We start from the raw sequence: 14,213 nt of genomic DNA on the forward strand, positions 1-14,213 counted from the left end.
CCCCCGGCCCCTCGGCCCCGCCCCTCCCCCGGCCTCCGCCGGGGCGGGGTCGGGGGCGGTGGTGGGGTGGGGGTTGTCCGGGGTGTAAAACGTGATTTGTGGCCCGGGGCGCCCCGTACAGGCCGGTCGGGCCGAGGGGCCATAAATCATGCCTACCCCGGACGACCCCCACCCCACCACCGCCCCCGGCCCCGCCCCACCCCGCACAGCCCCGCACGGCCCCCGGCCAGGGCTACGCTTGATGTCGGAAAATCGCCAGCCCCCATCGGTCCCGCCCCGGATCCTGGAGCCATGCACACCGACACCGAGCGCTGCGTAAGGGCCGTGCAGTCGAAGGACGCCCGCTTCGACGGCTGGTTCTTCACCGCCGTCCTGACCACCCGGATCTACTGCCGCCCCAGCTGCCCCGCCGTGCCCCCGAAGGTCGAGAACATGACCTTCCTGCCCAGCGCCGCCGCCTGCCAGCAGGCCGGCTTCCGCGCGTGCAAGCGGTGCCGGCCCGACACCAGCCCCGGCTCCCCCGAGTGGAACGCCCGCGCCGACGCCGTCGCCCGCGCCATGCGTCTCATCCAGGACGGCGTGGTCGACCGCGAGGGCGTCCCCGGCCTGGCCGCCCGCCTCGGGTACTCCGCCCGCCAGGTGGAGCGCCAGCTGAGCGCCGAGCTCGGCGCCGGCCCCCTCGCCCTGGCCCGCGCCCAGCGCGCCCAGACGGCCCGCCTGCTCATCGAGACCTCCGAGCTGCCCATGGGCGACATCGCCTTCGCCGCCGGCTTCTCCTCCATCCGCACCTTCAACGACACCGTCCGCGAGGTCTTCGCCCTCTCCCCCAGCGAGCTGCGGACCCGCTCCGCCACCGCCGGCCGGGCGAAGGACCTCCCGCCCCGGATCCCCGGCACGATCAGCCTCCGGCTGCCGTTCCGCGCGCCACTCAACCCGGACAACCTCTTCGGCCACCTCGCCGCGACCGCCGTCCCCGGCGTGGAGGAGTGGCGCGACGGCGCCTACCGCCGCACCCTGCGCCTCCCCCACGGCACGGGCATCGTCGCCCTCGCCCCGCGCCCCGACCACATCGCCTGCCGGCTGGCCCTGACCGACCTGCGCGACCTCACGATCGCGATCAGCCGCTGCCGCTGGATGCTGGACCTGGACGCGGACCCGGAGGCGGTGGACGAGCAGCTGCGCGCGGATCCGCTGCTCGCGCCGCTGGTGGACAAGGCCCCCGGCCGCCGGGTGCCCCGTACGGTCGACGCGGCGGAGTTCGCCGTACGGGCGGTGCTCGGCCAGCAGGTGTCGACCGCGGCGGCGCGCACGCACGCGGCCCGGCTGGTCACCGCGTACGGGGAGCGGGTGGAGGACCCGCTGGGCGGGCTGACCCACCTCTTCCCCTCCCCGCAGGCCCTGGCCGCCCTGGACCCGGAGACCCTGGCGCTGCCCCGCAGCCGGCGGGCCACGCTCACCACCCTGGTCGCCGCGCTCGCGGACGGCTCGCTGCCGCTCGGCATCGACAGCGACTGGGAGGAGGCCCGGGCCCGCCTGACGGCCCTGCCCGGCTTCGGCCCGTGGACCACCGAGGTGATCGCGATGCGGGCGCTCGGCGACCCGGACGCCTTCCTGCCGTCCGATCTCGGCGTGCGCCGCGCCGCGCAGGGCCTCGGCCTGCCGTCCACCCCCTCGGCGCTGACCGCGCGGGCCGCCGCCTGGCGGCCGTGGCGCGCGTACGCCGTGCAGTACCTGTGGGCCACGGACGCCCACCCCATCAACCACCTGCCGGTCTGAGGAGCAGCGGTCATGAACAAGCAGCACACGGTCGTCGACAGCCCGTACGGTCCGCTCACCCTGGTCGCCGTGGACGGCGTCCTCGGCGGGCTCTACATGACGGAGCAGCGCCACCGGCCCGCCGAGGAGTCCTTCGGTGAGCGGGTGGCGGCCACGGAGGAGCCGTTCCCGGAGGTGGTGCGCCAGCTGGCCGCGTACTTCGCCGGGGAGCTGACCGAGTTCGACCTCCCGCTCCGGCTGGAGGGTACGCAGTTCCAGCGCAGCGTGTGGGACCAGCTGGCGCGGATCCCGTACGGCGAGACCTGGTCGTACGGTGAGCTGGCGGCGCGGCTGGGCAAGCCGAACGCCTCGCGGGCGGTGGGCCTGGCGAACGGGAAGAACCCGGTGGGGATCATCGTCCCGTGCCACCGGGTGATCGGTGCCTCGGGTTCGATGACGGGGTACGGCGGCGGGCTGGAGCGCAAGGTGCGGCTGCTGGCCTTCGAGGCCGGGGAGCGGGCGCTCCCGGCGCCGGGTGTCAGATGACGAGCAGCGGGACGAGCAGCGCGAAGCCGGCGCCGGCTTCGACGGCGTAGCCGTAGAGGGAGGGGTGCTGGACGGGGGCGGCGAGCAGGACCAGGCTCTGCCGGGCTTCGGCGGCGGCGATCCAGTCGGCGTCGGCGCCGAGGCCGCCTTCGTACCAGCCTTCGCAGGAGCCGGGTCCGGTGACGGCGAGGAAGTCGTCCTCGCGGCGGTAGAGGGCCCGCCATGCGGTGGCGGGTACGGACCAGCCGTCGAAGTCGTTGAACAGGGCCCAGCCGCCCTCGCGTATCGCGGTGTCGAAGAGCCAGACGGGCGTGCCCTCGGGGGTGACCTCGTTCCCGGCCTGTTCGTCGGTGGTGAAGTGCACCATGGGCAGGGCGTCGGGGCCCTCGGCGGTGCTGGGCCAGGCGTACATCGTGATCATCAGCTGATTCTGTCCTGCTCGCAGTAAGTCCGGTGTCACGAGGTGAGAGGGCGCCGGCCGTTCTCCAGTTCCGCCGTGCCCTCACCGGTCTGCCAGACCCGGTACGCCTCCTCGGTGCGCGGGCCGAGGGAGCCGATGAGGTAGCTGCTCAGTTCGGCGGGTTCGACGAGCTTCCAGGAGAGCAGTTCCTCCTCCTGGAGCCGGATGGAGGCGAGCTGGGCCGCGTCGAGCACGCCGCCGTCGTAGAGGTAGGCGACCAGCGGCGGGCGGCCGGGGCCGACCGTCCAGTCGACGGCGAGGAGCCGGCCGAGGGGGACGTCGATGCCGATCTCCTCGGCGCTCTCGCGGCGGGCCGCGGTGCGCGGGGACTCGTTCTGGTCGGATTCGATGGTGCCGCCGGGGAGGGCCCAGCCCTCGCGGTAGTTGGGCTCGACGAGCAGGACGCGGCCCTCGGTGTCCCGGTAGAGGGCGGCGGCGCCGGCCAGCACCCGGGGCAGGCTCGCGATGTAGGTGGCGTAGTCATCGGTGGTGGTCACCGGGCCACCCTACCGAGGGCGGCGGGTGCTCCCCCGCTCGGTGAGGACGTCCCCGACCATGGCCCGTACGGCGTCCCGCATCCCGTGCAGGGGGTGCTGGCGGGCGGGCCCGGCGCCGGGGTCGGCCCGCAGCTCTTTCAGCAGGGCCCAGCAGAGGAGCAGCATCACCACGGCGAAGGGCAGGGCGACGAGGATGGTGGCGGTCTGGAGGGATTTGAGGCCGCCCGCGACGAGCAGGACGGCGGCGACGGCGGCCATCAGTACGCCCCAGGTGACGACGAGCCAGGTGGGCGGGTGGAGGGAGCCGCGGCTGGTGAGGGAGCCCATGACCAGGGAGGCGGAGTCGGCGCTGGTGACGAAGTAGGTCATGACGAGGACCATGGCCACCCAGGAGGTCAGGGTGCCGAGCGGCAGGGCGTCGAGCATCGCGAAGAGGGATGCCTCGGTGCCCTCCTTGAGGGTGGCGGCGAACTGCACGGCGCCGGTGGAGTCGAGGCGGATGGCGGTGCCGCCCATGACGCAGAACCAGACGACGGTGGCGCCGCTGGGGACGAGCAGGACGCCGATGAGGAATTCGCGGATGGTGCGGCCGCGGGAGATGCGGGCGATGAAGGTGCCGACGAAGGGCGCCCAGGAGAGCCACCACGCCCAGTAGAAGATGGTCCACGCGCCGAGCCAGGCGCTGTCGGTGAAGGCTCCGGTGCGGGTGGCCATGGGGAGCAGCTGGTGGAGGTAGCCGCCGACGCCGGCGGGGATCACGTCGAGGATGTAGACGGTGGGTCCGAGGACGAAGACGAAGAGGGCGAGGACTCCGGCGAGCACGAGGTTGCTGGTGCTGAGCCATTTCACGCCCTTGTGCAGTCCGGAGAAGGCGGAGAGCACGAAGGCCGCGGAGAGCGAGCCGATGATGATCAGCTCGACGGTGGTGGTGTCCGCGATGCCGGTGGTGATGCTGAGGCCCTTGGAGACCTGGAGGGCGCCGAGGCCGAGGCTGGTGGCGGTGCCGAAGACGGTGGCGAAGACGGCGAGGAGGTCGATGGCCCTGCCGGGGGCGCCGTCGGCCCGCCGGGCGCCGATCAGGGGGACGAAGGCGGAGCTGAGGCGGTTGCCGCGGCCCTTGCGGAAGGTGGCGTAGGCGAGGGCGAGGCCGGCGATGCCGTAGATGGCCCAGGGGGTGAGGGTCCAGTGGAAGAAGGAGTACTCCATGGCCGCGAGGGCGGCGGCGCCGGTGCGGGGGGCCGCGCCCGAGGCCGGGGGCGGGGCGAGGTAGTGGGTCAGCGGCTCCCCCACCCCGTAGAACATCAGGCCGATGCCCATGCCGGCGCTGAACATCATGGCGATCCACGCCAGGTTGGTGAACTCCGGTTCGGAGTCGTCGGCGCCGAGGCGGATCCGGCCGAAGCGGCTGACGGCGATCACGACGCACAGGACGAGGAAGACGTCGGCGGCGGTCACGAAGAGCCAGGCGAAGTTGGCGAGGACCCAAGCGAGCGCGGTACTGGAAGCGCTGTCGAAGGACTCCTTGCCGAGGGCCGCCCAGGCGACGGCGGCCAGCACGGCGAGCACGCCCACGGTGACGACGGTGCGGTCCGGGGCGGGGTCCCCGGGGTTCCCGGGGTCCCCCGGGCCGTGGGGGCCGCCTTCGGTGGGGTCCGGGGGCGGCCCGTCCAGTGATTCCGCGCTCATGCGGCCACACTATGCAGGCGTATATCCGTATTTAGCCGCATGGCGCGCCGGATGTGGCCCAGGCCACTCATGGGCATAGGAGGATCCTCCGGATAAGCTCAGGGAGGCGCGACTGCACGTTCGATAGCAAGGGAATAGCAAGGTGACGGACGGAGCAGTAACTGAGACCGCGCGCGTGCTCATCGCCGCGGACAAATTCAAGGGCTCGCTCACGGCCGTACAGGTCGCGGAGCGGGTGACGGCCGGTCTCCGCTCGGCCGTGCCGGGCCTGGAGGTCGAGACCCTGCCTGTGGCGGACGGCGGCGACGGTACGGTCGCGGCCGCCGTGGCGGCCGGTTTCGAACGCCGCGAGGTACGGGTCACCGGGCCCCTCGGCGAGCAGGTCACGGCCGCCTTCGCGCTGCGGGACGGCACCGCGGTGGTGGAGATGGCGGAAGCCTCCGGCCTCCAGCTGCTGCCGGCGGGCACCTTCGCCCCGCTGACGGCCACCACGTACGGCTCGGGCGAGGTACTGAAAGCCGCGCTGGACGCGGGCGCGCGCACGATCGTCTTCGGTGTGGGCGGCAGCGCCACCACGGACGGCGGCGCCGGCATGCTGGCCGCGCTGGGCGCCGTGTTCCTCGACGAGGACGGCGAACCGGTGGGTCCGGGCGGCGGCGGCCTGGCCGCGCTGGCCTCGGCCGACCTGTCCGGGGTCGACCCGCGCTTCGCCGAGGTGGACTTCGTCCTGGCCAGCGATGTGGACAACCCGCTGACCGGCCCGAAGGGCTGCGCGGCGGTCTACGGCCCGCAGAAGGGCGCCTCCCCCGAGGACGTGGCCGCGCTGGACACGGCCCTGGCGCATTACGCGCGGGTGCTGGAGAAGTCCCTCGGCTCCCGGGCCGCCGAGCTGGCGGCCTCCCCCGGCGCGGGCGGCGCGGGCGGCATCGGCTACGGCGCGCTGCTGCTGGGCGCGAGCTTCCGTCCCGGCATCGAGCTGATGCTGGACGTCCTGGGCTTCGCCCCGGCGCTGGAGCGGGCCACGCTGGTCATCACCGGCGAGGGCTCCCTCGACGAGCAGACCCTGCACGGCAAGGCGCCCGCGGGTGTCGCGGCGGCCGCGCGCGCCGCGGGCAAGCCGGTGGTGGCGGTCTGCGGACGGCTGCTGCTGGGCCAGGCGGCCCTGGAGGAGGCGGGCATCCGCAAGGCGTACCCGCTGACGGACCTGGAGCCGGACCCGGCCAAGTCCATCCCGAACGCCGGCCCGCTGCTGGAACGGGTCGCGGCCGGTATCGCCGCCGAGGTCCTCTGACCCCACCGGCCCCTGAGGCCCGGCCCCCGCGGATCGCCCCGGAGGCCGGGCCTCCGCCGCGCGCGCGGGCCGTGCGTACGGCCGTGCGTACCGGCGGGCGGCGTGGGCGGGGTGACCGAGCCCAAACCGGCGGGACAGTGTTAGAAAGGGCTCATGACCGGACGTTTTGGTCGCCAGCCGACCGGGCGGGATCCCCGCCTGTCCGCGCGCCTGTCCCGGCGGGCGCACAGTGTCGCCGGTCAGGTCTTCGCCCTCATGGCGGTGATCGTCGTCCTGCTGATCACCGCGGCCGCGCTGGCCCTCGTACTCCAGGCCCGCTACGACAGCCAGCGCGACGCCCGCAACCGCTCCCTCGCCGCCGCGGAGGCGTTCGCGCACGCCCCCGGCATGGTGACCGCGCTGCGGGCGGCCGATCCCACCGCCCAGCTCCAGCCGCTGACCGAGGCCGCCCGCCGGGCCTCGGGGGTGGACTTCATCGCGGTGATGGACCTGCGGGGCGTCCGGTACACCGATTCACGGCCCGAGCTGATCGGGCAGCGGGCCGCCGACGTCGGCCGGGCCGCGGCCGGGCAGTCCTTCACCGAGACCTTCGAGGGCGAGCCGAGCGACGCCGTACGGGCCGTGGTCCCCGTCCGGGACGCGGACGGCACCGTCGTCGGGCTGGTCGGCACCGGCATAGAGGTGGCCAAGGTCTCCCAGGCGCTGGAGGGCCAGCTTCCGCTGCTGCTGGGCGCGGCGGCGGGCGGTCTGCTGGTGGGCACGGCGGGCGCCGGGCTGGTCAGCCGGCGGCTGCAGCGGCAGACGCGCGGTCTGGGCGAGGCCGAGATGAGCCGGATGAACGAGCACCACGAGGCGGTGCTGCACGCCGTCCGCGAGGGCGTGCTGATCATCGGCAACGACCAGCGGCTGATCCTCGCCAACGACGAGGCCCGCCGCCTGCTCGACCTGCCGTCCGACGCCGAGGAGCGCACGGTGGCCGAGCTGGGGCTCGACCCCCGGACCACCGAGCTGCTGGCCTCGGGCCGGGTGGTGACGGACCACGTCCACCTGGCGGGCGACCGGCTGCTGGCGGTCAACGTCCGGCCGACGCAGCCGTACGCGGGGCGGCCCGCGGGCAATGTGGTGACCCTGCGCGACTCCACCGAGCTCGCCTCGGTGTCGGGCCGGGCGGAGGTGGCGCGCAGCCGGCTCCAGCTGCTGTACGACGCGGGCGTGCGGATCGGGACCACCCTGGACGTGGTGCGGACGGCGGAGGAACTGTCGGAGGTCGCGGTGCCCCGCTTCGCGGACTTCGTGACGGTGGAGCTGCTGGAGCCGGTGCTGCGCGGGGACGAGCCCTCCCATGTCGCGGGCGCCTATACGGAGATGCGCCGGGCGGCGATCAGCGGCATCCGGGCCGACTCCCCGCTCCAGCCGGTGGGCGACCGGATCCGGTTCGTGGTGCCGACGGCTCCGATGGCGGCGGCGCTGGACGCCGGGCACGCGGTCCTCGCGGCCGATCTGAACGCGGCCATGGGCTGGCGGGCGCAGGACGCGCAGGGGACCCGGGTGGCCCTGGACTACGGGCTGCACTCGCTGATCTCCGTACCGCTCCAGGCGCGCGGGGTGGTGCTGGGGATGGCGAACTTCTGGCGGGCGGACACCCCGGAGCCCTTCGACGAGGAGGACCTGTCCTTCGCGGAGGAGCTGGGCGCGCGGGCGGCCGTCTCCATCGACAACGCCCGCCGGTTCACGCGGGAGCACGCGATGGCCGTGACCCTCCAGCGCAGTCTGCTGCCGCGGGCGCTGCCGGAGCAGAGCGCGGTGGAGGTGGCGTACCGCTATCTGCCCGCGAAGGCGGGCGTGGGCGGGGACTGGTTCGATGTGATCCAGCTGCCGGGGGCCCGGGTGGCGCTGGTGGTCGGGGACGTGGTGGGGCACGGGGTGCACGCGGCGGCCACCATGGGCCGGCTGCGGACGGCGGTGCACAACTTCTCCACGCTGGACCTGCCCCCCGACGAGCTGCTGGGTCATCTGGACGAGCTGATCCACCGGATCGACCAGAACGAGACCGACGGCGGGGAGGCGGCGGCCGGGGAGGACGGGCCCGGCGGTGGGCCGGACGGCGGCCCCGAGGGCGGGGAGTCCACCGGGATCACCGGCGCGACCTGCCTGTACGTGGTCTACGACCCCACCTCCGGGCAGTGCCGGATGGCGAGCGCCGGGCACCCCGGCCCGGCGCTGGTCCGCCCCGGCGGGCCGGTGGAGTTCCCCGAGCTGCCGGCCGGGCTGCCGCTGGGGGTGGGCGGGATGCCGTTCGAGGCCACCGAGTTCCAGCTGCCCGAGGGCAGCCGGCTGGTGCTGTTCACGGACGGGCTGGTGGAGGACCGCGACCGGGACTTCGACTCCGGGCTGCGGCTGCTCGGGGAGGCGCTGTCCCGGCCGGGCCGCAGTACCGACCAGGCGTGCTCCGACATCCTGGTCTCGATGCTGTTCCCGGTGCCGAGCGACGACATCGTGCTGATGATCGCCGACACCCGGCGGCTGGAGCCCGGCCGGATCGCGGAGTGGGAGGTGCCGGGCGAGTCGTCGGCGGTCTCCCGGGTGCGGAACGCCGCCTCGGCGCAGCTCGTCGCCTGGGGGCTGGAGAACGTGGCGTTCACCACCGAGCTGGTGCTGAGCGAGCTGGTCACCAACGCGATCCGGTACGGGAGCGCGCCCGTGCGGGTGCGTCTGGTGCGGGACCGCAGTCTGATCTGCGAGGTGTCCGACGGCAGCAGCACCTCCCCGCATCTGCGGTACGCGGCCACCACCGACGAGGGCGGGCGCGGGCTGTTCCTCGTCGCGCAGTACGCCGAGCGGTGGGGCACCCGGTACACGGACCGGGGGAAGGTCATCTGGGCCGAGCTGGCGCTGACCGGGGGCGCGGAGCCGGCGCCGCCCGCCCCGCTGGATCTGGACGCGCTGGAGGACCTGGCCTGGTGAGAGGACCTGGCCCGGTGAGCGGGCGGCGGTGGGCCCGGCGGGCCGCCGCCGTCAGAGCGGCCGGGCGCGGGCGAGGAGTACGGCCACGTCGTCCTGCTGCGCGTGCGGCAGGAGCCGCCGCAGGATCCGGTCGCACAGCTCGTCCAGAGGCTGAGCGGGCCCGCGCAGGGCTGCGGCGAGCTGGTCCATGCCCTGGTCGAGGTCGCGTTCGCGGGCTTCGATGAGGCCGTCGGTGTAGAGGGCGAGGAGGTTGCCGGCGGGAAGCGCCACCTCCTCGGTGCGGAAGTCCCGGCCGCCCGCGCCGAGCGGGGTCCCGGGCGGCCCGTCGAGGAAGGTGACGGCGCCGCCGGGGGCGACGACGGCGGGCGGCGGATGGCCCGCGCGGGCGATCACGCAGCCGCCGGTGGCGGGGTCGTGCACGGCGTAGACGCAGGTGGCCATCTCGTCCTCGCCGAGGTCGGCGACCACCGCGTCGAGCGAGCACAGCAGCTCCGCGGGCGGTACCCCGTGGCGCGCGAGGCTCCGTACGGCGGTGCGCAGCTGGCCCATCACGGCGGCCGCGTGGATGCCGTGGCCCATGACGTCCCCGATGACGAGTCCGGTGCGGCCGCCGGGCAGCGGGATGGCGTCGAACCAGTCCCCGCCGACGTCGTGGTCGCTGGCGGGCAGGTAGCGGCCGGTGAGTTCGAGGCCGGGGACGACGGGGAGCACGCTGTTGGTGAGGCTGCGCTGGAGGGTCAGGGCGGCCTGGCGCTGGAGGGTGTACATGCGGGCGTTGTCGATGTTGAGGGCGGCGCGGGAGACGAGTTCGTCGACGAGGATGCAGTCCTGCTCGTCGAAGGGTTCCCGCTCGCGGGTGCGGGTCACGGTGACGGCGCCGAGCACGGTGCCGCGGGCGACGAGGGGGATCAGCCGGGCGGATCCGAGGGTGGCCAGGTAGCCGCGCAGGGCGCCGGCGCGCGGGGAGGTGATCAGGGCGGGGATGTCGGAGGTGAAGAGGTCCAGGGGGCGGCCCGCGGTGATGACCTCCTCGTAGACGGTGCCTGCGGGGATCTGGAAGGTCTGGCCGGGGGCGAGCTGCGCGGTGGGGGCGGTGGGGTCGGGGAACTGCGCGGCCAGCCGGCGCAGCAGGCCGCGGGTGGAGGCGGCGGGCGCGCCGCCCTCGTCGGGTCCGAGGACGGATTCGAGCAGCTGGACGTCGGCGGAGTCGGAGAGCTGCGGTACGAGCAGTTCCACGATCTCCTGGGCGGTGCGGTGCAGGTCGAGGGTGGTGCCGATGCGGGTGCCGGCCTCCGCGAGCAGGGCGAACCGGCGGCGGGCCCGTTCGGCCTCGGCCTGGGCCCGCTGGCCCTCGGTGATGTCGATGAGGGAGGCGATCAGGCCGAGGCGGCGGCCGGAGCCGTCCAGCAGCGGGGCGTAGGAGCAGGACCAGGTGCGGTCGTGGTCGGGGTCGGAGGGGGTGCGTCCGGTGCGGCGGACGTCGACGACGGCGGTGCCCCGGTCGAGGACCTGCCGCATGGTGGCCTCCAGCGCGGCGGCGTTGACTCCGGGCACGACCTCGGTGAGGCGCTTGCCGAGGTGTGCGGCGGCGGAGACCCCGTTCATCTGGGCGAGGGCGTCGTTGACGCGGAGGAAGCGCAGGTCGGGGCCGAGGGTGGCGAGGCCGATGGGCGACTGGGTGAAGAGGCTCTGCAGGGCGGCGAGGGAGTCGCGCATGTGGAGGACCTCGGAGGTCTCCACGGCGATGAGCATGGCTCCCGTACGGCCCTGCGGGTCGACGGCGGGGACGATCCACATCTCCATGGCGACGCGGTGCCCGTCGCGGTGGCGGACGGGCAGGGTGCCGACGACGGTCTCGCCCGCCTGGACGCGCCGGGTCAGCTGCTCGGCGAGCTCACGGTTGGCCTCGGGGACGAGGACGGAGGTGCCGGGGCGGCCGATGATCTCCTCGGGCCGGTGCCCGAGGAGGTCCTGTGCGGCGAGGGACCACTCGACGATGCGGCCGTCGGCGTCCTCCCGCCACAGCGCGATCGGCAGCAGTTCGCGGAGCACGCCCGCGTAGCCGACGGCCGCCGGCGGCGGGTCCGGCAGCTCGCTCGTCGACTGGTAAGTGTCCAACGCACCGACCTCACCCCGGGGGGGCCCGATTCCTACCGATTCACCCTATCCGAGGGCCGGGCGCGGGGCTCTGCGTCGGACGGGGCCTCAGGCGGGCTCGCGCAGGCGCGGGGCCTCGGCCGGGTCCAGGACGGCGGCGATGCCCTGGGCCAGGCAGGGGATGCGGTGGGCGGGGATGCCCGCGATGTTGATGCGGCCGGAGGTGGTGCCGTAGATGGCGTACTGCCTGCGCAGCCGGAGCATCTGGGGGGAGCTGAGCGGCAGCATCGAGAACATGCCCTGCTGGCGGGCGAGCGCACGGGCCTGCGCGGTGCGGCCGAGGGCGCTGAGGTGGGCGGTCAGATCGGCCCGGTTGGACTGGATGCGGCCGCGCATGACGTCCAGCTCGGCGCGCCAGGAGGCGCGCAGTCCCTCGTCCTCAAGGATGGTGGTGACGACGGCGGCGCCGTGCTCGGGCGGCATCGAGTACAGGGTGCGGGCGGCGTTCTGCAGGGCCGTTTCGGCGTGCTGGACAGCCCGGGCGGAGCCGCCGAGGACGATGGCGCAGCCGACGCGGTCGCTGTAGAGGCCGAAGTTCTTGGAGCAGCTGACGGCGATCAGCATCTCGGGGACGCGGGCGGCGAGCATCCGGGTGGGCAGCAGGTCGGCCTCCAGGCCGTCGCCGAGGCCGTGGTAGGCCAGGTCGACGAACGGCACCCAGCCGTTGCGCTCGGCGGATGCGGCCAGCGCCTCCCAGTCGTCGAGCAGCGGGTCGACGCCGGTGGGGTTGTGGCAGCAGCCCTGGAGCAGGACGACGTCGTCGCGCCGGGCGCCTTCCAGTGCGCCCAGCACGCCCTCGGTGTCGAAGCCGCCGTCGGCGTCGCGCCAGCCGTAGGTACGGACGTCCAGCCCGGCCGCCTCGAAGATCGGGCGGTGGTTGACGTAGGCGGGGTCGCTGATCCACACGGTGGCGCCGGGGCGGGTGCGGTGGATCAGGTCGGCCAGCAGCCGCAGGGCCCCGGAGCCGGCGACGGTCTGGACGGCCGCGGCGCGCTCGGAGGGGCCCTCGGGGCCGAGGACCAGGCGGAGGAGGGAGCGGTTGAAGGCGGCGTTCCCGGACAGGCCCCGGTACTCCTTGGACTCGGAGCGCTCGGCGAGGCGGAGCTCGGCCTCCCGTACGGCGGCCATGACGGGGGTGGTGCCGGTCTGGTCGCGGTAGACGCCGAGGACGAGGTTCAGCCGCTCGGGCCGCTCGTCGCCGCCGAACTCGTAGGTCAGGTCCCACAGCGGGTCGGTGGGCGGCGGGGGCAGGAGCTCAAGCATGGGCGGGGACCTCGGGTCGGGGGCGGGGCCGGCGGTTGGCGAGGACCACGCCGGCGGTGATGAGGGGGACGCCGGCGAGCACGGCGGCGGTCGGCGCCTCCCCGAGCAGGGGGACGGCCAGCAGGACGACGGCGACCGGGCTGAGGCTGCCGACGACGGAGCTGCGTTCGGCGCCGAGGGTGCGGATGGCGAAGGCGTAGAGCAGGCCCGCGCAGAGCCCGACGCCGAGCCCCTGGACGACGAGGAACAGCAGGATGTCGCCGCCGGAGGCATGGGCGATGCCGGTGGGGAGGATCCCAGTGAGGACCAGGAGCCCGATCACGGCGAAGGACGGCAGGCAGAGCAGTCCGATGGAGCCGACGGGGTCGAGTGCGACCTCGCGCAGGCCCACCGTGTAGAGGGCCCACAGACCGCTGGCGACCAGGAGGGTGCCGGACCCGGCGAGCACGTCGGTGTCCACGGGGACCACGTAGCGCCAGACGAGGGCGATCACCCCGGCGGCGATCAGGGCGAGCCCGGCCGCCTGGGTGCCGCGGGGCAGGCCGTGCCCGCGCCGCGCCATGATCAGGGAGACGAAGAGCGGGACCATGCCGGGCACGATGGAGCCCACGAAGGCGGCGGAGGTCAGGGAGCCGCCGTGCATGGCGGCCAGGAAGAAGGGCACCCCGGCCCCGCAGACGATCTTGACCGCGGGTCCCGGCCGTACGGCGGCCAGGGCGCGGCGCCGCCGCCACAGGGCGGGCAGGAGGACCACGAGGGGGACGCCGAAGCGCAGCAGGGCCGCGTCGGCGGGCAGCAGGGAGGAGGCACTGAGGGCGCGGGCGCTGAGCGCGAAGGCCGCCCAGATCGACACGGTCACCAGCAGGGCCAGCATGCCCTTCGCCTGCGGTGTGAGCCCGCGCCGGCCGGGGTGTCCGGCCCGCGGGCCCGCCGCGGCGGGAGGCGGGGTCGCCGGGGTGGTGTGGGTCGCGACCAAGGAAGTGCTCCAGCCTCCGAAGGCGGACCGGTCCGGTCCGCTGGTCGCAACGGTAGGGCTTGGGGCGGGGCAGGCGATTGCCAGTTCTGCCGCTCGGACATACGTTTGGGGCAGAATCTGCCAAGGAGGGGCCGTGGACGCAGTCGATCTGCAGATCATCCGGGAATTGCAGGCCGACGGGCGGCTCTCCAACCAGGAGCTGGCCGACCGCGTCCGGCTCTCCCCCTCCCCCTGCCTGCGCCGGGTCCGGCGGCTGGAGGAGGCGGGGCTGATCCGCGGCTACACGGCCATGGTGGACCAGGTGGCCTTCGGACTGCCGGTGACCGTCTTCGTCCGGATCCGCCTGGAGCGGCACACGGCGCAGGCGGTACGCCTCTTCGAGGAGCACGTGGCGGTCATCGAGCACATCCAGGACTGCTATCTGATGGCCGGGAGCAGCGACTACCTGCTGCGCGTGGTCATCGAGGACCTGGAGGCGTACGAGGCCCTGGTGCGCCAGCGGATCCACGCCATCCCCGGGATCGCCTCGATGGAGTCGAGCTTCGCCTACGGCAGCGTCAAGCAGACGCGGACGTACCCGCGCCCGGCCCCGGGACCCGCGCGCAGGCCCGTGTGAGG

11 protein-coding genes are annotated in these 14,213 nt (G+C 74.4%); 5 read left to right on the forward strand and 6 right to left on the reverse strand.

The window, feature by feature from the left end; all coding sequences use genetic code 11:
• Nucleotides 1-291 precede the first annotated feature (291 nt).
• Together ABZ873_RS07600 and ABZ873_RS07605 are read left to right on the forward strand one after the other, a co-directional pair.
• Nucleotides 292-1,776 (forward strand): DNA-3-methyladenine glycosylase 2 family protein, encoded by a 1,485-nt coding sequence (locus tag ABZ873_RS07600; protein ID WP_360866717.1) that lies wholly within the window; start codon nt 292-294, stop codon nt 1,774-1,776.
• A gap of 12 nt (nt 1,777-1,788) precedes the next feature.
• Nucleotides 1,789-2,301 carry a methylated-DNA--[protein]-cysteine S-methyltransferase gene (locus ABZ873_RS07605; RefSeq protein ID WP_360866720.1) on the forward strand — a complete coding sequence of 171 codons (513 nt, stop codon included), beginning with the start codon at nt 1,789-1,791 and terminating at the stop codon, nt 2,299-2,301.
• Here the strand turns inward: ABZ873_RS07605 and ABZ873_RS07610 are convergent.
• Genes ABZ873_RS07610 through ABZ873_RS07620 form a run of 3 tightly spaced genes read right to left on the reverse strand, consistent with a single transcriptional unit; the run spans nt 2,294 to nt 4,944 of the window.
• Nucleotides 2,294-2,722 (reverse strand): hypothetical protein, encoded by a 429-nt coding sequence (locus ABZ873_RS07610; protein WP_360866723.1) that lies wholly within the window; start codon nt 2,720-2,722, stop codon nt 2,294-2,296. The two genes, ABZ873_RS07605 and ABZ873_RS07610, sit on opposite strands and share 8 nt — an antisense overlap.
• Nucleotides 2,723-2,757: 35 nt before the next feature.
• A complete protein-coding gene (locus ABZ873_RS07615) occupies nt 2,758-3,258 on the reverse strand; it encodes an NUDIX hydrolase (RefSeq protein ID WP_360866726.1) in 501 nt (166 codons plus the stop codon).
• 9 nt (nt 3,259-3,267) lie between these two features.
• Nucleotides 3,268-4,944 carry a BCCT family transporter gene (locus ABZ873_RS07620; RefSeq protein ID WP_360866729.1) on the reverse strand — a complete coding sequence of 559 codons (1,677 nt, stop codon included), beginning with the start codon at nt 4,942-4,944 and terminating at the stop codon, nt 3,268-3,270.
• A 142-nt stretch (nt 4,945-5,086) separates the two neighbouring features.
• On the opposite strand from ABZ873_RS07620, the gene ABZ873_RS07625 reads away from it, so the two are divergent.
• Together ABZ873_RS07625 and ABZ873_RS07630 are read left to right on the forward strand one after the other, a co-directional pair.
• Nucleotides 5,087-6,235, forward strand: a complete 1,149-nt coding sequence (locus ABZ873_RS07625) for a glycerate kinase (protein ID WP_360866732.1) — start codon at nt 5,087-5,089, stop codon at nt 6,233-6,235.
• A 153-nt stretch (nt 6,236-6,388) separates the two neighbouring features.
• Nucleotides 6,389-9,199, forward strand: a complete 2,811-nt coding sequence (locus ABZ873_RS07630; protein ID WP_360866734.1) for a SpoIIE family protein phosphatase — start codon at nt 6,389-6,391, stop codon at nt 9,197-9,199.
• A 51-nt stretch (nt 9,200-9,250) separates the two neighbouring features.
• Here ABZ873_RS07630 and ABZ873_RS07635 read toward each other — a convergent pair whose 3' ends face one another.
• From ABZ873_RS07635 to ABZ873_RS07645, 3 genes are all read right to left on the reverse strand, one after another.
• Nucleotides 9,251-11,317 (reverse strand): SpoIIE family protein phosphatase, encoded by a 2,067-nt coding sequence (locus ABZ873_RS07635; protein WP_360866737.1) that lies wholly within the window; start codon nt 11,315-11,317, stop codon nt 9,251-9,253.
• Nucleotides 11,318-11,404: 87 nt separating this feature from the next.
• The gene (locus ABZ873_RS07640) at nt 11,405-12,619 is read right to left on the reverse strand and encodes an aromatic amino acid transaminase (protein WP_360866739.1); all 1,215 of its coding nucleotides are present in this window, start codon (nt 12,617-12,619) and stop codon (nt 11,405-11,407) included.
• Complete coding sequence (locus tag ABZ873_RS07645) at nt 12,612-13,595, reverse strand: DMT family transporter (protein WP_360866742.1); 984 nt, start codon at nt 13,593-13,595, stop codon at nt 12,612-12,614. Before ABZ873_RS07645 ends, ABZ873_RS07640 begins: the two co-directional genes overlap by 8 nt.
• Before the next feature lie 133 nt (nt 13,596-13,728).
• Here ABZ873_RS07645 and ABZ873_RS07650 point away from each other — a divergent pair, with 133 nt between their 5' ends.
• The gene (locus ABZ873_RS07650) at nt 13,729-14,211 is read left to right on the forward strand and encodes an Lrp/AsnC family transcriptional regulator (protein WP_360866745.1); all 483 of its coding nucleotides are present in this window, start codon (nt 13,729-13,731) and stop codon (nt 14,209-14,211) included.
• Nucleotides 14,212-14,213: the final 2 nt, after the last annotated feature.

Origin of the sequence: Streptomyces sp. NPDC047014 (genome assembly GCF_040644195.1) — a bacterium.
Taxonomy (GTDB): domain Bacteria; phylum Actinomycetota; class Actinomycetes; order Streptomycetales; family Streptomycetaceae; genus Streptomyces.

Bases quoted from the DNA above. Each gene is read 5' to 3' on its own strand.
- ABZ873_RS07600 (WP_360866717.1), top strand. From the start codon at position 292: ATGCACACCGACACCGAGCGCTGCGTAAGGGCCGTGCAGTCGAAGGAC.
- ABZ873_RS07605 (WP_360866720.1), top strand. From the start codon at position 1,789: ATGAACAAGCAGCACACGGTCGTCGACAGCCCGTACGGTCCGCTCACC.
- ABZ873_RS07610 (WP_360866723.1), bottom strand. From the start codon at position 2,722: ATGATCACGATGTACGCCTGGCCCAGCACCGCCGAGGGCCCCGACGCC.
- ABZ873_RS07620 (WP_360866729.1), bottom strand. From the start codon at position 4,944: ATGAGCGCGGAATCACTGGACGGGCCGCCCCCGGACCCCACCGAAGGC.
- ABZ873_RS07630 (WP_360866734.1), top strand. From the start codon at position 6,389: ATGACCGGACGTTTTGGTCGCCAGCCGACCGGGCGGGATCCCCGCCTG.
- ABZ873_RS07640 (WP_360866739.1), bottom strand. From the start codon at position 12,619: ATGCTTGAGCTCCTGCCCCCGCCGCCCACCGACCCGCTGTGGGACCTG.